This is a genomic window from Pseudomonas sp. BP8, assembly GCF_017875955.1.
Taxonomy (GTDB): Bacteria; Pseudomonadota; Gammaproteobacteria; order Pseudomonadales; family Pseudomonadaceae; genus Aquipseudomonas.
The window spans coordinates 1,037,631-1,056,917 of record NZ_JAGINK010000001.1; the positions used below are offsets into that span (position 1 = coordinate 1,037,631).

At 63.2% G+C, this 19,287-nt stretch carries 17 protein-coding genes; 8 read left to right on the forward strand and 9 right to left on the reverse strand.

The features are described from left to right. The first annotated feature begins 30 nt into the window (after positions 1-30). From J3B00_RS04560 to J3B00_RS04585, 6 genes are all read left to right on the forward strand, one after another. Positions 31-246 carry a hypothetical protein gene (locus J3B00_RS04560; RefSeq protein ID WP_209864589.1) on the forward strand — a complete coding sequence of 72 codons (216 nt, stop codon included), beginning with the start codon at positions 31-33 and terminating at the stop codon, positions 244-246. A gap of 64 nt (positions 247-310) precedes the next feature. Further along, positions 311-640, forward strand: coding sequence for an MliC family protein (locus J3B00_RS04565; RefSeq protein WP_209864591.1), 330 nt, complete (start codon positions 311-313; stop codon positions 638-640). 99 nt (positions 641-739) lie between these two features. Then, positions 740-1,804 (forward strand): class II fructose-bisphosphate aldolase, encoded by a 1,065-nt coding sequence (gene fba / locus J3B00_RS04570; protein WP_209864596.1) that lies wholly within the window; start codon positions 740-742, stop codon positions 1,802-1,804. 847 nt (positions 1,805-2,651) lie between these two features. After that, positions 2,652-4,772 (forward strand): EAL domain-containing protein, encoded by a 2,121-nt coding sequence (locus J3B00_RS04575; RefSeq protein ID WP_209864598.1) that lies wholly within the window; start codon positions 2,652-2,654, stop codon positions 4,770-4,772. Between the two features lie 39 nt (positions 4,773-4,811). Next, positions 4,812-5,312 carry a M48 family metallopeptidase gene (locus tag J3B00_RS04580; RefSeq protein ID WP_209864601.1) on the forward strand — a complete coding sequence of 167 codons (501 nt, stop codon included), beginning with the start codon at positions 4,812-4,814 and terminating at the stop codon, positions 5,310-5,312. A gap of 12 nt (positions 5,313-5,324) precedes the next feature. After that, positions 5,325-5,621 (forward strand): winged helix-turn-helix domain-containing protein, encoded by a 297-nt coding sequence (locus J3B00_RS04585; RefSeq protein WP_209864604.1) that lies wholly within the window; start codon positions 5,325-5,327, stop codon positions 5,619-5,621. 7 nt (positions 5,622-5,628) lie between these two features. On the opposite strand, the gene yccS is transcribed toward J3B00_RS04585, so the two are convergent. The 9 genes from yccS to J3B00_RS04630 all read right to left on the reverse strand — a co-directional run bounded on the left by yccS (position 5,629) and on the right by J3B00_RS04630 (position 17,946). Continuing rightward, positions 5,629-7,821: a YccS family putative transporter gene (gene yccS, locus J3B00_RS04590; RefSeq protein WP_209864608.1), complete on the reverse strand. Its 2,193-nt coding sequence runs from the start codon at positions 7,819-7,821 to the stop codon at positions 5,629-5,631. A gap of 190 nt (positions 7,822-8,011) precedes the next feature. Then, positions 8,012-9,193 carry an NAD(P)/FAD-dependent oxidoreductase gene (locus J3B00_RS04595; protein WP_209864611.1) on the reverse strand — a complete coding sequence of 394 codons (1,182 nt, stop codon included), beginning with the start codon at positions 9,191-9,193 and terminating at the stop codon, positions 8,012-8,014. Positions 9,194-9,355: 162 nt separating this feature from the next. Next, positions 9,356-10,741 (reverse strand): ATP-dependent RNA helicase DbpA, encoded by a 1,386-nt coding sequence (gene dbpA, locus J3B00_RS04600; protein ID WP_209864614.1) that lies wholly within the window; start codon positions 10,739-10,741, stop codon positions 9,356-9,358. A 65-nt stretch (positions 10,742-10,806) separates the two neighbouring features. Continuing rightward, the gene (mdtD, locus tag J3B00_RS04605) at positions 10,807-12,234 is read right to left on the reverse strand and encodes a multidrug transporter subunit MdtD (protein ID WP_209864617.1); all 1,428 of its coding nucleotides are present in this window, start codon (positions 12,232-12,234) and stop codon (positions 10,807-10,809) included. Positions 12,235-12,419: 185 nt separating this feature from the next. Further along, positions 12,420-13,751 (reverse strand): TldD/PmbA family protein, encoded by a 1,332-nt coding sequence (locus J3B00_RS04610; RefSeq protein ID WP_209864620.1) that lies wholly within the window; start codon positions 13,749-13,751, stop codon positions 12,420-12,422. After that, entirely contained in the window at positions 13,751-15,193 is a 1,443-nt protein-coding gene (locus J3B00_RS04615) for a TldD/PmbA family protein (RefSeq protein WP_209864623.1), read from the reverse strand. Before J3B00_RS04615 ends, J3B00_RS04610 begins: the two co-directional genes overlap by 1 nt. Positions 15,194-15,224: 31 nt before the next feature. Continuing rightward, positions 15,225-17,027: an acyl-CoA dehydrogenase gene (locus tag J3B00_RS04620; protein WP_209864627.1), complete on the reverse strand. Its 1,803-nt coding sequence runs from the start codon at positions 17,025-17,027 to the stop codon at positions 15,225-15,227. 142 nt (positions 17,028-17,169) lie between these two features. Next, a complete protein-coding gene (locus J3B00_RS04625; RefSeq protein ID WP_209864631.1) occupies positions 17,170-17,772 on the reverse strand; it encodes a hypothetical protein in 603 nt (200 codons plus the stop codon). Beyond that, the gene (locus J3B00_RS04630; RefSeq protein ID WP_209864634.1) at positions 17,773-17,946 is read right to left on the reverse strand and encodes a hypothetical protein; all 174 of its coding nucleotides are present in this window, start codon (positions 17,944-17,946) and stop codon (positions 17,773-17,775) included. Between the two features lie 682 nt (positions 17,947-18,628). Here J3B00_RS04630 and J3B00_RS04635 point away from each other — a divergent pair. Both J3B00_RS04635 and J3B00_RS04640 read left to right on the forward strand, forming a co-directional pair. After that, positions 18,629-18,871 (forward strand): hypothetical protein, encoded by a 243-nt coding sequence (locus tag J3B00_RS04635; protein ID WP_209864646.1) that lies wholly within the window; start codon positions 18,629-18,631, stop codon positions 18,869-18,871. Positions 18,872-18,996: 125 nt separating this feature from the next. After that, a complete protein-coding gene (locus J3B00_RS04640; protein ID WP_209864649.1) occupies positions 18,997-19,266 on the forward strand; it encodes a DUF3077 domain-containing protein in 270 nt (89 codons plus the stop codon). Positions 19,267-19,287: the final 21 nt, after the last annotated feature.

The following is a 19,287-nucleotide window of genomic DNA, read 5'->3' on the forward strand; positions in this document are numbered from 1 at the left end:
ATGAAGGCGCATGGCAAAGGGAGCGGCCGGATGGTCAAGCAATTGCCTGTGATTATCGTGGCTGGTCTGCTCGGGGCTTGCTCCGGCGGCCCGGCCACCGATGCCGAGCCGCACGAGCCTCAAGGCGGCTGCTACCAGTCTCAATGGCAAGCCGAGACGGTGCCGGTGATCAACAAGCGCCTGGGGCCAGAAGGCCTGGAAAAGTATGACGACGAGCACCAGCGCAAGGCGCCGGGTTGCCCTTGAAACCTGCGCTTCATCGGCGCGCGGCAACCAAGCGGCGGCTGAGTGGTCAGCTAGAGGATATTCAATGAAAGCGCTGCTGGCCTTGATGGCCCTGGCGACATTGGCAGGATGCGCAAGCTTGCGCCCCGCGCAGACCCCGGCGACCGACGACTGGACGCGCTGGGTCTGTGATACGCAGACCGAGCTACTCTGGCGGTTTGCCGATACCGCGCAGGATTCGGTCGACGTCCGTCTTGGCGGCGGCGACCAGGTTTACCGGCTCAAGTCCGAGCCGGGTTCCTCTGGCGCGTTGTACAGCGACGGAGTGCTGGCCTTGCACACCAAGGGCGAAGAAGGCCTGGTGTACTGGGTGGCGACCAACGATCTGATTGGGCGGGGCTGCAAGGCACCGTGACTGGCCGGGCCGCCATGGTGGCCCACACAACTTGAACAGCAACCGCCCCTGCGGCAGGCTTGCACGAAACAACGACGCTTGTCGGGAGAGAGATACACAATGGCACTCATTAGCATGCGCCAGATGCTGGACCACGCCGCCGAGTTCGGCTACGGCGTTCCAGCTTTCAACGTCAACAACCTCGAGCAGATGCGCGCCATCATGGAAGCCGCCGACAAGACCGACTCTCCGGTCATCGTGCAGGCTTCGGCCGGTGCTCGCAAATACGCCGGTGCGCCGTTCCTGCGCCACCTGATCCTGGCTGCGATCGAAGAATTCCCGCACATCCCGGTGTGCATGCACCAGGACCACGGCACCAGCCCTGACGTCTGCCAGCGCTCGATCCAGCTGGGCTTCAGCTCGGTAATGATGGACGGCTCGCTTGGCGAAGACGGCAAGACTCCGACCGACTACGAGTACAACGTGCGTGTCACTCAGCAGACCGTGGCCATGGCTCACGCTTGCGGCGTTTCGGTAGAAGGCGAGCTGGGCTGCCTGGGTTCGCTGGAAACCGGCATGGCCGGTGAAGAAGACGGTATCGGCGCCGAAGGCGTGCTGGATCACAGCCAGATGCTGACCGATCCGGAAGAGGCTGCCGACTTCGTCAAGAAGACCCAGGTCGATGCCCTGGCCATCGCCATCGGCACCAGCCACGGTGCCTACAAGTTCACCAAGCCACCTACCGGTGACGTCCTGGCGATCGACCGTATCAAGGAAATCCACAAGCGCATCCCCAACACCCACCTGGTGATGCACGGTTCTTCCTCGGTACCGCAAGAGTGGCTGGCGATCATCAACCAGTACGGCGGCGACATCAAAGAGACCTACGGCGTACCGGTTGAAGAAATCGTCGAAGGTATCAAGTTCGGTGTGCGCAAGGTCAACATCGATACCGACCTGCGTCTGGCCTCGACGGGTGCCATGCGCCGCCTGATGGCGACCAACCCGAGCGAGTTCGACCCACGCAAGTTCTTTGGCGAAACGGTCAAGGCGATGCGTGATGTGTGTATCGCTCGTTATGAAGCCTTCGGTACTGCGGGTAATGCTTCGAAGATCAAGCCGATCTCCCTGGAAGGCATGTTCCAGCGTTATGCCAAAGGTGAGCTGGCGGCCAAGATCAACTGATCTTTGAGTCGTTAGGCGCTTAATAAAAACCCGCAGAGATGCGGGTTTTTTTTCTTCACGAATTGTTGGGGGGAGGGGCTGGTTGTGGTTTTGGGGCTTTTAGGTTGGGGGCTTATCCATTTGATGGGGTGCTGCTGCTGGCCCCTTCCGCCCTTACGGTGGGTCACTTTTTTTCTTGGAAAAAAGTAACCAAAAACCGCTTGCTCCTGCATCCGGCCCTTCGCTGCGCTACGGGTTCCCTCGCTCCGGTCTTGCTCCGGGAGGACCGCGCTGTACGGCCCATACTGGGCCTCAGCGCTTTCCGGCCATCCATGGCCTCCACCTCCCTGCGCAAGACCTCCACTCGGCCTCCTGAAGTCGCTGGTAGATCAAGAGCAAGATCAACAGCCAGGGCAACGGCTGGCGAATCGCTGCGCTCTCGCTTTGTTTATCTACCAGCGGATTTGTGGGGTGGCTGGCAGGGCTGCGCCCTGCGATTTGCATTGGCAGTACCGGCCTCTTCGCGGGACAAGCCCGCTCCTACAGGTACAGCGCCGAATTCAAAATCTGCGCAGATCCTGTAGGGGCGGCGGTGCGGCGATCCGACTTGCCCCGCGAAGAGGCCCGAATATCCACCACCCATGCCACTATCAAAAACAACGACAACCCAGACGCCGCCCGTAACTTCGCGACCTCAGTAGACCGGAGCGAGGGAACCTGCATTCCTAAGAAGACCCTACCGTCAGTCGCCGCATCAAAAATATATTGGCTGATAGCGTTCTGATTGCATTGCGCCATGCCAACCCCCGACTAGAGTAAAGAATTGGATTCAACCGCTACTGGCAGTCGCTCCTACACGAGAAGCAACATGGATGAAGCTCAACCCAACGCCTCGGATGGCAAATCCGTCCTGCTGGTTGTCGACGATTACCCAGAAAGCCTGATCAGCATGCGCGCGCTGCTCGCACGCCAGGATTGGCAGGTACTGACCGCATGCTCCGGGATGGAAGCCCTGAACAAGCTCCTGCAGCACGAAGTCGACCTGGTTCTGCTGGATGTGCAGATGCCGGAAATGGACGGCTTTGAAGTGGCCCGCCTGATGCGCGGCAGCCAGCGTACGCGGCTGACCCCGATCATCTTCCTCACCGCCAACGAGCAGTCGCAGGCCGCGGTACTCAAAGGCTACGCCGCCGGTGCGGTGGACTACCTGTTCAAACCGTTCGACCCGCAGGTGCTCAAGCCCAAGGTCCAGGCATTGCTCGAACAGCAGCGCAACCGGCGCATGCTGCAACGCCTGACCCGTGAGCTGGAGGCCTCCAGGGCGTTCAATGCGTCAATCCTGGAGAACGCCGCCGAAGGTATTCTGGTGGTCGACGAAGGTGGCATCATCAGCTTTGCCAACCCGGCTATCTCGCGCCTGCTCGACACCCCTGTGGATAAGTTGCAGGGCGCGAATGTGCTCGACTTGATTCAGCTGTCGAGCGCTACCCTGTGGCGCGAATCGGATTTCTACCAAGCGTATCTCGCCCGGCAGATCTTTCGTGTGCACGACGCTCAACTGCGCACGCTCGGCGGCCAACTGGTGCCCGTCGCCTTGTCGTGCGCACCCTTGCCTGCCGAGCAGCGGGCGATGGTGATGACCGTACTGGACATGTCAGCGGTGCGTAATCTGCACCAGCAACTGGAATACCAGGCGGTAACCGATCCGCTCACCGGCCTGCTCAATCGACGCGGTTTCTACCAGGCGGCAGAAAGCGCGCTGCTGCGCAGCGAACGCTCGGACAAGGTCCAGGCCCTGATGTACATGGACCTCGATGGCTTCAAACGGATCAACGACTCACTCGGCCACGAAGCCGGAGACCAGGTGCTGCGCTGGGTAAGCGACCAGCTCAAAGAGTGCCTGGGCAGCGAGGCGTTGCTGGCGCGGATGGGCGGCGATGAATTTACCGCGCTGTTCGACGGCCTGCCTTACCCCGAACAGGCTGGACGCTTCGCCGAGCAAGTGATCGAGCGTCTGTCGATTTCTCATCAGGTGGAAGGGGTGGATGTCTGCCTGGGCGTCAGCATCGGCATCGCTACCTACCCCGATTGTGGCGGGGCGGTCGAGGGCCTGCTGCGCGCGGCCGATACCGCGATGTACGCGGCCAAGCAGGCCGGGCGTCAGCAATACCGCTTTTATGACCAGGAGCTCAATGGTCGCGCGCGCTCGCGCCTTATGCTCGAAGACGGCGTACGGGCAGCCATCGAACAGAAGGATTTCAATCTGGTGTTCCAGCCTCAGGTCGCTTTTGCCGATGGTCGGCTGCGCGGGTTTGAGGCGCTGCTGCGTTGGCAGCACCCCAGCGTCGGCGATGTGCCGCCAGCGTTGTTCATCCCGCTGCTGGAGGAGACCCGGCTGATCAGCCGGCTCTCCAGTTGGATCTACGACAAGAGCGCTGCCCAGCGTCGGGCCTGGTGCGAGGGGTTTGCCGACGACTTGGTGCTGGGTATCAGCCTGAGCCGTATCCAGTTCGCCATGCCCAACCTGGTCGATGAGTTGCAGGCGGTGATTCGCGCGCATGGGCTGCACCCTTCGCAACTGGAGGTCGAGGTGGCGGAGACCTCGCTGATGTACAACATCGACGCGGCGGTGAAACAGGTCAATCGTTTGCGCGAGCTGGGCGTGCGGGTGGCGCTGGACGACTTCGGCGCGGGCGATTGTTCGCTGCGCATGATCCGCGACCTGCCCATCGATACGCTCAAGCTCGATCGTCACCTGGTCGCGCGGCTACCCGACTCGGCCGTGGACGCCGCGCTGGTGCGCAGTGTCATCGGCTTGTGCGCAGACTATGCCATCACGGTGATCGCCGAGGGCGTCGAGACGCCGGCCCAGGCAGCCTGGCTCAGGGCTAACGGCTGCGCCTATGTGCAAGGCTTTCTGGTGGCCAGGCCGATGACCGCTGCCGATGCGAGCGGGTTTGCGGCGAATTTCCCCTGGCCATGGTCGTGATTGGCTAGAATCGCGGTTGCTTTCATCGAACGCCGTGCCATGACCGACCTACGCTATCTGCAAGCCTACCCCCCGCACCTGCAAGAACAGGTACGCCAGATGATCGCCAGTGATCGTCTGGGCGAGTACTTGCGCCAGCGCTATCCGGCGCGGCATGAGGTGCAGAACGACAAGGCGCTGTACCTCTATGCCCAAGAGCTGAAACAGGCCTACCTGCGCAGCGCGCCGAACCTGGACAAAGTCCTCTTCGACAACCGCCTGGACCTCACCCACCGCGCCCTCGGGCTCAATACCGCGGTGTCGCGGGTGCAGGGCGGCAAGCTCAAGGCGAAAAAAGAGATTCGTATCGCGGCGTTGTTCAAGGACGCCGCGCCGCAGTTTCTGCGCATGATCGTCGTACATGAGCTTGCCCACCTCAAGGAACGCGACCATAACAAGGCGTTCTACCAACTCTGCCAGCACATGGAGCCGGACTACCACCAACTGGAGTTCGACCTGCGTGTGTACCTGACCTACCGGGAACTGCCGGGCACTACCTGAGGATCCACCAGCATGGATGTGAGCAAGACCAAGAGCAGTTTCTACCGCCGCCTGTACGTGGCCTGGCTGATCGACAGCCAGACCGCCAGCAGTGTGCCGGCGCTGATGGAAGCCACCGGCATGCCGCGGCGCACCGCCCAGGACACCATCGCCGCGCTGGCCGACCTGGATATCGTCTGCGAGTTCGAGCAGGAAACCGGCGCACGCAACCATGCCGGGCACTACCGCATCCATGACTGGGGCGCGATCGACAAACAGTGGATCACCCAGCACCTGCGCAGCATTCGTGAGGTGCTGGGCTACCCGTGACTGCCGCCTAGGCGGTCGCCGGTGGCGTACCTTCCTTGATCAGGTGCGCGGCCATGGTCCGCAACGGCCCCAGCTGACGGCAGATCAACGCCAGCTGTGTTTGCACCAGTCGCTGGTGCTCGTCGAGCTCTTCGGGCATCTGTTCCAGCGCCGCGGCCAAGGCCTCTTCCTCATCGCTGTGGATCGCTACGGGCAAGCGCGCCGCCAGCCCGTTGGCGATTTCTTCCAGGCTCTTCGCCAGGCTGCTGCCGGCGCCATCGATCAATTGCTCGTGGACCTCGCTCGGCAGTGCTACGTCGCGGTGTGCTCCGAGCCCCGAGAGGTAGCTGAGCAGGGTGTGCGAGAGCACCAGGAAGCGGAAGCCGACATCGGCCTCCTTACGGAAATGCCCCGGCTCCATGAGCATGTTGGCCAGGGTTGTCGACAGCGCCGCGTCGGCGTTGTGCGCGTTACGCCGCGCCAGGCGGTAGGCGAGGTCGTCGCGCTTGCCGTGGGCGTACTGCTGCATGATCTGGCGCAAGTAGGCGCTGGCGCAGGTCAGGGTGTTGGCCAGTACCTTGTTCAGGCGTCGCCCCTGCCAGTCGGGCAGGAACAGGAACACCGCCAGAATCGCGATCAGGCTGCCGACCAGGGTATCGAACAGGCGCGGCAGGAACAGCCCGTAGCCGTCGCCGATCTGGTTGAAGCAGAACAGCACCATCAGGGTGATCGCCGCCGTGGCCAAGGTGTAGCGGGTGGTACGGTTGACGAAGAACACCACCCCGGCCACCACCGCGAACATCGACTGGATGATCGGGTTGGGGAACAGATCGAACAGCGCCCAGCCGACCGTCAGGCCGATTGCCGTGCCGAAGATCCGCTGCACCAGCTTGCGCCGGGTCGCGCCGTAGTTGGGCTGGCAGACGAACAGCGTGGTGAGGATGATCCAGTAGCCTTGGGTCGGGTGGATCAGGTGCACCATGCCATAGCCGATCGACAGCGCCAGCGGCAGACGCAGGGCATGCCGGAACAGCAGCGAGGTGGGGGTCAGCTGGGTGCGCAGGCGGCTCCAGACATCCTTGAAGTTGCGTGGCGAGCGGTCGAGCAGGCTACTGTCGCTGGCGTCGGCGAGGCCGTCCGGGTTGCTTGCAGCGCCGAGCAGGCGATCGAGCGTGGCCAGGTTGCCGGCCAACGCACGCAATGAGCGCAGCAGGCTGCGCCAGGCCGGATTGCTCTGGATGCGCAGGTGTTCGAGGGAGGCGTGCAGGTCTTCCAGGGCTTCGGCAAAGCCGGTGCCGTAGACGAACGGCTGGCGCATGCGGATCGATTCGGCCAATTGCTGGCACGCCGAGCCCTGCTGACGCAACAAGCGCTGGCAACGGAACATCACGTCGCTATGGAAGAACGCCTCGGCCAAGGCATTGTACGGATAGTGCGAAGCGCTAACCCGCTCATGGATGTCCTGAGCCAGGAAGTACAGCTTGAGGTAGCGACTGACCTTGGAGTTGGGCTGGCTGTTGCCGACCCGGTGCAGGATGATTTCCTTGGCGGCATTGAGCGCCGCGACCACCTTGCCGTTCTGCTGGGCCAGCTCCAGGCGGCGGGCCTCGACCTCGAGGTTGCGGATCGGCTCGAACAGGTTGGCCTTGAGCTTGAGGTAGCGGCCCAGTTCGTAGAACAGCTTGGCCAGGCTCTGCTGCACCGGCTGGTTGGAAAACAACAGCTGCCAGAGTACCGAGAGCAGGCCGTACCAGGCGGCGCCGGCCACCAGCAGCATGGGTTCGTGCCAGAAATCGGTGACCTCGCCGCCGCGCTGGTCGACGCCGATCATGGTGTACACGGAGAGGATCAGGGTCGCCGAAGCGATTGCCCCGTAGCGCTCGCCCAGCGCCCCGAGCATGGTCAGCCCGAATGCGGCCAAGGCCATTGAAATCGCAAAAATCCAGGGGTAGGGGAACAGCAGCTCTACCGACAGCGCAGCGATGGCAAAACAGCCCAGCGTCACCAGCAAGGCGCTGAGCCGGCCCTGCCAGCCATCGTCGGTTTCGGCCAGGGCGCTGGCGATGATCCCCAGGAACAGCGGGATCAGCAGCTTCATTTCATCCTGATACCAGCACAGGGCCATGCTGCCGGTGAGGGCGATGGTTACCCGGATGCTGTAACTGAACTTGTCTTGACCCCATAGGCGACGCAGAGAATGGCGGAACGAGCTCGATGACATGATGGCCTGCTGGCAGTGATCGAATGAGAACCTTTCAGTGAGTGCCGTGGCCGGGGTCCGCTGCGCGGCCCTTCGCGGGGCAAGCCCGCTCCTACAGGGGTAGCGCTGAACCTGGATTCGCTGCGCGGCCCTTCACGGCATCTCTAACACGAAACCAGCAAGAAGCGTTCCGTGCTGAAAGGATTCTACATTACACGAACTGCGCGGCGGCGTTGGCGGAGGCCCAGGCCCACTGGAAATTAAATCCGCCCAGATGTCCGCTGACGTCGAGCACTTCGCCGATGAAGTACAGCCCAGGGCTCTTCAGCGACTCCATGGTCTTCGACGAGACTTCGCGCGTATCCACCCCACCCAGGGTCACTTCGGCCGTGCGGTAGCCTTCGGTACCTGCCGGGACCACCTGCCAGGCCGAGAGTTTGTCGGCGATCTGCGTCAACTCCGCCGGTGTGTACTGCTTCATCGGCTTGGAGACGAACCACTGATCAGCCAGCAGGTTGGCCAGCTTGCGGGTGAATACCTCGCCAAGCACGGTTTTCAGTTCGCTGTTGGCGCGTTCGACCTGCTGCTGTTGCAGCCAGTCGAGCGCATCACGGTCTGGCAGCAGGTTGATCTCGACGGTGTCGCCGGCCTCCCAGAACGAGGAAATCTGCAAGATCGCCGGGCCACTCAGGCCGCGGTGCGTAAACAGCAGGTTTTCCCGGAAGGCACTGCCGTTGCAGCTGGCGGTGCAGTCCAGCGAGGTGCCGGAAAGCTCCGTGCAGAGCGCCTTGAGCTGGGGCTCGGTAATGGTGAACGGCACCAGGCCGGCGCGCGTCGGCAGCAGGGTGTGGCCGAACTGGCGGGCGACCTGGTAACCGAAGCCGGTGGCACCCAGGGTCGGGATCGACAGGCCGCCGGTGGCGATCACCAGCGACTGACAGGCGAACAGGCCGGCACTGGTGTGCAGGACATAACCGTGCTCGTGCTTGTCGATGGTCTCGATGCTGGTCTGCATGCGCAGCTCGGCGCCTGCGGCAGCGCATTCGGCAAGGAGCATGTCGAGGATGTCGCTGGCCTTGTTGTCGCAGAACAGCTGGCCGAGCTTTTTCTCGTGGTAGGCCACGCCGTGCTTGCTCACCAGCTCGATGAAGTCCCACTGGGTGTAGCGGGCCAGCGCCGATTTGCAGAAGTGCGGGTTGTGCGAGAGGAAGTTGGCCGGCTCGGTGTACATGTTGGTGAAGTTGCAGCGCCCGCCGCCGGACATGAGGATCTTCTTGCCCGGTTTGTTGGCGTGGTCGAGCATCAGTACCCGGCGGCCACGGCGAGCGCTGAGTTGAGCGCACATCAGGCCGGCGGCGCCGGCGCCGAGGATGATCACGTCGGTGGAGTGCACGAAGTTACCTCTTGAGGGCTGCAAATAGGGAATTGGGGCTGCTTAGCAGCCCTTTCGCGACACAAGGCCGCTCCCACAGAGGTTGCGCAACACCCTTGATGGGCGCGATGCCTGGGGGAGCGGCCTTGTGTCGCGATGGGCCGCAAAGCGGCCCCAGGGGGCTCAGAGGATGCGCACCTTCAACGAACGGCCCTTGATCTTGCCGCTGTTGAGCCGCTGCATGGCCTGCTTGGCCAACGCCCGCTCCACCGCGACAAAGGCCTGGAAGTCGAAGATGGCAATCTTGCCCACCTGCTTGCCGGGAATGCCGGCATCGCCGGTCAGCGCGCCGAGGATATCGCCCGGGCGCAGCTTGTCTTTGCGCCCGGCACCGATGCACAGGGTCGCCATCACCGGCAGCAGCGGCTCGCCGCCCTTGCTCTTCAGGTTGTCGAGCTGCTCCCAGCGCAGTGGGCGCTTCTGCAGCTGCTCGATGGCCTGGGCACGATGGCCCTCGGCCGGCGCCACCAGGCTGACGGCCACGCCTTTCTCACCCGCACGACCGGTACGGCCGACGCGGTGCACGTGAATCTCGGCATCACGCGCCAGCTCGACGTTGATCACCATGTCCAGGCCGTCGATGTCCAGGCCGCGGGCGGCCACGTCGGTGGCAACCAGTACCGAACTGCTGCGGTTAGAGAACATCGCCAGCACCTGATCGCGATCACGCTGCTCCAGGTCACCGTGCAGGGCCTGGGCAACGATGCCCTTGGCGGTCAGGTGGGCGACCACGTCCTCGCACTGCTGCTTGGTGAAGCAGAACGCTACGCACGACGCTGGGCGGTAGTGGGCAAGCACGCGGGTCAACGCCTCGAGGCGCTGCTCGGCGTCGATTTCGATGAAGCTCTGCTCGATCTGCGTATCGCTGTGCAACGCTTCGACCTTGACCTGTTGCGGCTTGCGCATGAAGTCGGCGGCCAGTTGCTCGATACCACTCGGGTAGGTCGCAGAGAACAGCAGGGTCTGGCGGCGCGACGGGGTCTTGCCGATGATGCTGGCGATGGCATCGAAGAAGCCCATGTCGAGCATGCGGTCAGCTTCGTCGAGGACCAGCGTGTTGAGCCCGTCGAGCACCAGGGTGCCCTTGTCCAGATGCTGCTGCACACGGCCGGGGGTGCCGACGATGATGTGTGCGCCGTGCTCCAGCGAGGCGATCTGCGGGCCGAGCGAAACGCCGCCGCAGAGGGTCAGGATCTTGATGTTGTCTTCGGCCCGGGCCAGGCGGCGCAGTTCCTTGGCGACCTGGTCGGCAAGCTCGCGGGTCGGGCACAGGACCAGCGCCTGGCAGCCGAAATAGCGCGGGTTGATCAGGTTGAGCAGGCCGATGCCGAAGGCGGCGGTCTTGCCGCTGCCGGTCTTGGCTTGGGCAATCAGGTCCTGGCCCCGGAGGATGACCGGCAGGCTTTGGGCCTGGATCGGCGTCATCGCGGCATAGCCGAGAGCGTCCAGGTTGGCCAGCATGGCGTTGGACAGCGGCAGAGTGGCAAATGCGGTGGATTCGGTGGTCACGAGGCGGGCCTGCGTTGCGAAGCGAAAAAATGCCGCACAGTCTACCAGCCTCGTGGCCATTCGCCCTAAGGTTCGATCTCCGGTTCCGGACGACGAGCACGCCTTCCGTCCGTCGGCGACAGCTGGAGGAAGATCGCCGCCGCCAGCATCGACATCAGGCCGATGGTGAAGAAGGTCAGCTGGAAGGCGCCCAGCGCCGTCTCGACGCCTTCGGCGCTGCCCGCCGCGGTGAAACCGCCGAGCAGGGCGCCGGCGCAGGCTACGCCCAGGCTCAGGCTCAGTTGCGCGACCACTGACAGCAGGCTATTGCCGCCGCTGGCGTTGGCATCGTCCAGATCAATCAGAGTTACCGTGTTCATTGCGGTGAACTGTAGCGAGTTGACCGCACCGAGCAGTGACAGCTGCACCAGCAGCAGGGCATACGGGGTCTGTTCGTCAACCAGGCCCAGGCTGGCCAGAAGGATGCCCAGCAGCAGGGTGTTGCCGGTGAGGATGATCCGGTAGCCGAGGCGCTCGATCAGCGGCCGGGCGATGGACTTGGCGACCATGGCCGCCGCCGCCAGCGGGATCATGCTCATGCCAGCCTGCGACGGCGAGTAGCCGAGGGCGATCTGCAGCAACAGCGGCACGAGGAAGGGCAGGGCGCCGCTGCCCAGGCGGGCGAACAGGTTGCCGAGGATGCCGATGGCGAAGGTTCGCACGCGAAACAGGCTCGGCGAGAACAGCGGCTCCGGGTCGCGCCCGGCGCGTAGCCAGTAGGCGGCCAGGCAAGCCATGCCGGCGAATAGCAGCAACATCACCCGCAGGTGCGGCAGGTGCAGTTCGCCCAGACCCTCCATGGCGATGGTGATCAGCACCATCGCCGCGCCGAACAGGATGAACCCAGGGCCGTCGAAGCTGGTGCGTTCGCTGCCGCGCAAGTCGGGGATGAACTTCCACACCGCATAACAGCCCAGAACGCCGACCGGCAGGTTGAGCAGAAAGATCCAGTGCCAGCTGAGAATCTCCACCAGCCAGCCGCCCACCGTCGGCCCGAGCAGCGGCCCGAGCAGTCCGGGGATGGTGATGAAGCTCATGATCCGCACCAACTCCGAGCGCGGGTAGGCACGCAGCACTACCAGCCGGCCGACCGGTAGCATCAGTGCGCCGCCCAGGCCCTGAATGACTCGCGCGACGATCAGCATGCTCAGGGTGTTGGCCAGGGCGCAGAGCAGCGAGCCAAAGCTGAACAGCAGGATCGCGCTGAAGAAGATCCGCTTGGTGCCGAAGCGGTCGGCAATCCAGCCCGAGGCCGGGATCAGCAGGGCGACCGTGAGCATGTAGGCGATGATCACGCCCTGCATGCGCAGCGGGTCTTCCTCGAGCGAGCGGGCCATGGCCGGCAGCGCGGTATTGAGGATGGTGCCGTCCAGCGATTGCATGAAGAAGGCGATGGCCACTACCCACGGGATCCAGCGGGCGGTGACGGGGTCCAGCGGTGCGCGTTCGGACATGTGGGCCTCAAGCTTCCTGGCTGAGATTGCCGTGGGTGAGTGCTGGTGTTGTGTCGGGGCGGGCCTCTTCGCGGGGCAAGCCCGCTCCTACAGGTTCTGTGTACGCCTCGAATCTGTAGGAGCGGGCTTGCCCCGCGAAGAGGCCCGCCCCGAAGGAGCACGATCAACGCCCCCCAAGCGTAATGCTAAAGCGTCAACGTCAGCCCTTTGACCAGTGCCCCCGGCAAATGACTCGATCCGGTTTGCCGCTGCCCATAGGTGCTGGTCGACAGGATCAACTCGCGCTCGCGGGTCAGTTCCTCCAGCTGGCTGCCCAGCAGGCTGTACAGGGTGTCGTCGAAGCGCATGGTGCTGACCGGCCCCTGGATCTGGCCGTTCTCGACCCAGAAGGTGGCGAAGCGGGTCAAGCCGGTCATGCGCGCAGCGGGCAAGTCAGAGTAGTTCAGGTACCACAGGTTGCTGATGTACAAGCCCGTGCCGAGCCGTTCGAGGATCTGCTCCGATGCCAGGTTGCCGGGCGCCAGGCTCAGTGCGCAGGGCGCTTCGTAGCTGTCGGCGCCATTCGCCAGCTGGCTGAATTCGGCCGCGCTGCGGGCGCTGACCAGACGTTCCAGGCCCCGTCCTTCGGCGATCAGCCGAACATCCTTGCGCGGCAAGCCCTCATCCGAAAACGCCGGACTGAGCGACCCCGTCACCTGCTCATCGAAACTGACCAGCGGGCTGAGCTGGGCGTCGCCACTGTACAGCCGCTGCAGCGGGCTGTTACCGGTGGCCAGCGCCTGGGCCGAAAACCCACCCCAGCCGAGCATTCCGGCGATCTCGTCCATGGCCGCTGGCGCGAGATAGGCGCGGTAGCTGCCGGGCTTGAGGGTGATCGCCGGTCGACCGAGGTAGGTCAACTGCTCGCGCGCCAGGCGCAAGCGCTCGACAAACGTCTCGGCGTCCCACGACTGCCCGGCATAGTTGGCTTTTACCGCCTCACCATTGGCATGGAACAGGCTCCAGTCGAAGTTGAAGCTGTTTGCCTGGTGCCAGCCGAAGGCGCCGAACGAGCTGGCAAAACCTCGGCAGATCGGCCCGGCGGCATAGATCCCGACCAGGTCCAGTTGGCCCGCTTCGCGCTCGACCAAAGCCAGTACTTCGGCCGGCTCGGGCAGGGCCTGATCCTGCTGGCTGTGCGATTGCCAGGGGCTGTCGTCCAGGCTCAGGTAGGGATCGAGCGCCAGCAGCGGCAGGGTCTGCCGCAACTGCGCTAGGGCGTCGTGCAGCCGCTGCCGATCCAGCTCGGCGTCGCCGCACAGGGTGAACTGCTGTTCGGCCTGGCGCCCGTCGCGGACCAGGCGCAACTGCGCACTGGCCTGGTTGACCACACCGGCCTGACGCACCTTGGCATGGTTGAAGCGGATGAACTGCGACTGCTCGGCACTGTAGCCGAGGGTGAACTGCTCGCCCTCGGCCAGCGCGCTGCGCAAGGCGCTGAGCAGGTCGGCAAAGTCTTGCTGGGGTGTGGCGCTCATCAGGCGTCTCCTCCGAATACGTCGATCTGGCGGAACACGCACGCCGGCGAAGCGTGGCCGACCCGCACTACCTGGTTGGGTTCGCCCTTGCCGCAGTTGGGCGTGCCGAGCACCTGGAAGGTACTGCGGTCGCCGACCGCCGCCAGATTGCCCCAGAACTGCGCGGAGATGCCCCGGTAGTTGGGGTTCTTGAGCACGCCCTTGAGCTGGCCGTCTTCAATCAGCTGACCCCACTCGCAACCGAACTGGAACTTGTTGCGCGCGTCATCAATCGACCAGGAGCGGTTGGTGCGCATGAGGATGCCGCGCTCGATGCCGCCCACCAGCTGCGCCAGCGACTGATCACCCGGCTCGATGTTGAGGTTGGCCATGCGGTCGATGGGCGCGCGGTTCCAGCTGCAGGCACGGCTGTTGGCCACACCGTCCAGGCCCGAGCGGAACTGCGACAGGGCGCCGCCCAAGGGCCGCAGCAGCTTGCCCTGGCGGATCAGGAACTGCTTGCTCGCCGGGCTGCCGTCGTCGTCGTGGCTGTAGCTGGCCAGCTCTTCGTCGATGCTCGGGTCGAAGGTCACGTCAAGCAGCGTGGAGCCGTACTGCAGGTGGCCGAAGTCGCTGGCTTTGACGAAGCTGGTGCCGGCGTAGTTGCGCTCGTCACCGAGAATGCGGTCCATCTCCAGCGGGTGGCCGATCGACTCGTGAATCTGCAGCATCATCTGGTCCGGCATCAACAGCAGATCGCGCGGGCCGCTGGGGGTATTGGGCGCCAGCAACAACTGCAAGGCCTCGTCCGCGACCTGCACAGCGGCGCCGACCAGGCCGCAGCGCTGGATGATCTCGAAGCCGCCTTGCTGGCCGAAGTTGTCCCGGCCCAGGCTGCGGCTTTGGCTGTCCTGGCCGTCGCTGGCGGTGACGCCCAGGCCCGGGAACAGGAAGCGCTGGGCATGGCGCAGTTCGGCGCCGGCCGAGTTCAGGTAGGTCTGCTCGACCCGGCTGATGCCAAGACTTGCTTGCCAATCGACCAGGCGACTGTCTTTCGGCACGCTGGCAGATTCTGCGGCAAGCAGGCCCAGGCAGTCGGCAAGGTCAGGCAAGACGTGTTCGAAATTGGGTGAGATATGGTCGTGGCGTTGGCTCGGCACCGGTTGGTCGCGCAAGTCGAGCAAACTGTGCGCGGCGATCTGTCGGGCCAGCGCCTCGGCCTGCTCGAGCGCGCGCTGCAGGCCGGCCTGGGACAGGTCGGCGGTGGCAGCGTAAGCCTCGACGCCGTTGATGCGCACGGTCAGCATGGCGCCTTCGTCCTGGCTGAAGAACGGCGGCTCGGCGACGTTGCGGCGTACTGAAAGGCCTTGGTACGACTGCTTGACGTGACGCAGCGAAAACAACTCGGCCGTGCTGCGCAGTACGGCAAAGCGCTGGCGCAGCAGGGCGCTGGAATCGAACATGCGGGAACCTCCGTGTGCGCGGTGGCTCCCCCTAGAACCACCCCTCTTGCATGCTCAGGCAGGTGTCGTCGCGGGCCTCGAGCAATGCCAGGTCATTATGGCAGGGCGGTACTTCCCAGGTGAGGAAATAACGCGCCGCCTGCAATTTGCCCAGGTAGAACTCGCGGTCGGCCGGGTTGCCGTTGAGCAGGCCGAGCTCGGCGCGGATCGCCTGCTCCAGCCAACGCCAGCCGATCACGCAGTGGCCGAAGGCCTTGAGGTACAGCGCCGAGTTGGCCAGGGCGCCGCTGAGCTTGCCTTGGGCGAGGTCGCCGAGCAGCGCCAGGGTGACGGCCTGCAGGCGCTTGAGCAACTGCTCCAGCGGCTCGCGCAGGGCGTCCAGGCTGGGATGGTGACTGGCCCGTTCGGCGCTGGCGGCGATCAGCCGGATCAATTGCTTGAGCCCCGCGCCACCGTTCTGCGCCAGCTTGCGGCCGAGCAGGTCGAGCGATTGAATGCCGTGGGTGCCCTCATGGATCGGGTTCAGGCGGTTATCGCGGTAGTACTGCTCGACCGGGTATTCGCGGGTGTAGCCGTGGCCGCCGAGGATCTGGATCGCCAGATCGTTGGCTTTCAGGCAGAACTCCGAGGGCCACGACTTGACGATCGGCGTCAGCAGGTCGAGCAGCGCCTGGGCCTCGCGGCGAGCGTCTTCGCTGGGCGCGGTATGGGTGTCGTCGAACAGCCGCGCTGCGTACAAGCCGAGATCGAAGGCGCCTTCGACGTAGGCTTTTTGCGCGAGCAACATGCGTCGCACATCGGTGTGGGCAATGATCGCTACGGCCGGGCTGAGCGGGTCCTTGTTGTCCGGCAAGCGTCCTTGCGGGCGCTGGCGCGCATAGTCGAGCGAATACAGGTAGCCGGCATAACCGAGCATCACCGCGCCCATGCCGACGCCGATGCGTGCCTCGTTCATCATCTGGAACATGCACGCCAGGCCCTGGTGCGGCTGGCCGATCAGGTAGCCGACGCACTGCCCGTTATCGCCGAAGTTCAGCGCTGTCGACGTGGTGCCACGCCAGCCCATCTTGTGGAACAGCCCGGCCAGCAGCACATCGTTGCGTGCGCCGAGGGTGCCGTCCGGGTTTACCAGAAACTTGGGCACGATGAACAGCGAGATGCCTTTCACCCCGGCGGGCGCATCCGGCAGTTTGGCCAGGACCAGGTGCACGATGTTTTCCGAAAGCTCGTGGTCGCCGCCGGAGATGAAGATCTTGTTGCCCTTGAGGCGATAGCTGCCGTCGTCAGCCGGCTCGGCGCGGGTGCGGATGTCGGCCAGCGAGGAGCCTGCGTGGGGTTCGGTCAGGGCCATGGTGCCGAAGTAGCGGCCGTCGATCATGGGCTGCAGGAACAGCCGTTTGTGTTCGTCGGTGCCGAAGTTCTCGATCAGGTTGGCGGCGCCCATGGTCAGAAACGGATAGGCCGTGGTACCGGCGTTGGCCGCCTGGAAGTGGGCGAAGCAGGCCTGTGAGACCAGGCTTGGCAGCTGCATGCCGCCCACGTCGAAGTCGCGGTTGGCGTTGAGGAAGCCCGCGTTGAGGAAGGCATCGACGGCGGGTTTCACTTCCGGGATCAGCTCGGCGCGGCCGTCGACATAGCGCGGTTCATGCTCGTCGCCCTTGCGGTTGTGCGGGGCAAAGTATTTTTCGGCGATGGTGCGCGCGGTGGACAGCGCAGCATCGAAGGTTTCGCGGCTGTGCTCGGCGAAGCGCGGGCGTTCGGTCAGGGATTCGGCGTCGAGCACTTCGTAGAGCTCGAAGGCGAGGTTGCGGGAGCTGAGCAGGGTCTCGGGCATGGCGGCAGGTCCTGATTCGGGGTGGTTCGAGTCTAGGATTGCGCGGATGGGGCGACCACCATGATTTATCTAGCTGATAGCACGGAACAAGCGTGGGTAACTCGAGTGGGCATCGTTTTGACGGCAACGATGCAGAAAGGCGTCAGGGCTGAAAGAGGGTGCCGTCGGAATTCAGGGGGCGGAAATATCCCTTGATACAGCTGACGTCGCGTACGCAGAGCTGAATGTGTGTTTCCTGCCGAAAGGAGGTGCCTGGAAAGAGTGCGGGTCCTTCTAGGAAAGGAGAGCGAATCGACTGATAGGGCTCCAAGCCAACAAAGCCACGGGCCGAATGAAGGGTCTGGAAGACCGCGCAGTCGAGGAATCGCTTGAGGTTGTCTGGGTCGCCACGGAAGCCAGACTTGTTTTCTGGGAGGACATCACTATTAGCTGCCAGGAGAGGGTAAGCCGCTCCAAGCTCTAGCAATGCCCCCTCTTCCGTCAAGTTAAGACAGAGCCCCAAATCGATCACTGCCCCGACAACGTATGGGCTTTTGATAGATCCTTGGCCACGTTTGTATTTTTTGATTAGGTGCGCATAGCTGAGGGCACGCTCGGGGCTGTTTTCCCAAAAATAGGCACCCTCGCCGAGCCAGTCATAGTCATTGATGCTTGGAGATATCTGCTCTCCTGCCAAGACAGCCTCTCCGATTTTGCGATCGCATCCGTGGAAGCCGAGAACGAATGAAGGAAGCTGCTGGTACATCTATCGGTAATTGGCCTTGAGCTCGCCCTTCGCGGTGAATACACCCGTGCTGGCGCGGAATGCCTTTGCTTCGGATGGGTTGCCAGCGAGAATCTGAGCGAGCTGACGAATGCGCTCGGCAGCCTCGACATGCGGGTTGTCAGCCTTGGGCTTGTTGCGGGCTTTCGCAGTCATGGTGAGCTCCGATGAGTCAGTATGGCGGTGCGTTGGAACACTTTATAACCAGACGCCGATTTTGTCAGGACAATGATGATTAAATGCAGCATTTTCAGAGACATTCCCCTCAGTTGTAGTCCATTTCTCCACAGCTCCAAATCCAAGATTCAGCAAAAATCGAAACAGTAGGGAGAACCATTGGAATCGCCCCGAGATTCTCGTCGTAAGTACAAGGCTAAACCCTCGGTCTATCAGGCCATGGCACGTTGCAACAAATGTGGGAGCGGCCTTGTGTCGCGATGCGCCGCGCGGGCGGCGCTCGATCTTGAGAACGCCCGAGAAGCCAGCGGCATGCGCCTGGTGGCCCTGATGCGGTCGAACTTCGGGCTTAGATTTTCACCCGGGTTTTAAGGTTTTCCCTATTCCTTGTAGTCCATTTCCCAAACATACTCCGAACCCCTTTCAAGCCATTGCGATGCTCTGGGTTGAGCCCTAGTCTCGGACGGTCGCTGCACATCAGCGTCCGGCTTTGACAGGCCGCCCAGGTAAAAATCATGGCTTTGCTTTTATGGCAGCTGTGCATGGGGCACTTCGTGTGCGCCGGGTTTTTGATTTTTCCTACCGGTCTGTCAACCCGTGTACAGCTGCCACCTTCTTGTTTGACAGCAGAGGGTGACGGCCACTTTTCAGGAAAAATACAATGCTGAAAATTGTCCCCGACCCACCCCACAATCGTCATTCCCTAGAAGACACCCTCATCCAGGCCGCCGAGTACGCCCTGTGCGCGCAGACCGTGGCTCATCAGGCCCTTCTGCAACAGCCCAAAACACCCATTTCGGTGTTGATCATGGCTGCAGTACACGAGCTTGAGGCGCTACGCATGCTGCTCGAGTCGGCATTGATTCAGGTGCAGATGCCGGCAGAGCCGGGCGCGTTGCATTGATCGATGCTGGCTGCTCGGGCCTCTTCGCGGGTCAAGCCCGCTACAGAGACGGTGAAGATCCTGTAGGAGCGGGCTTGACCCGCGAAGAGGCCAGTACTGAAACGATGATTCCAGGGAGATTCACCATGACCACAAAAGAAGTCAAACCCAACACTACGGTCGGCAAAACCCGCTTCTACCAGGGCGAAGGGATGACTCAACCCTTGTTCTGCATCGAACCCGGCATCCCTTGCCAATTCGCCCGCGAGCAAGCCTCTGAATTGCTGGGCGTTGTGCGAGAGATGACCATTACCGGCGTAATGGAAGACAACCCGCAACTGATCTGGGCCTCGCATTACCTGAGCGCTTTGGCCAAGGCGCTGTTGGATGATGCCGAGCTCGGCATGACGCACTGACCCTTGTGTTTGGCTTGAGCC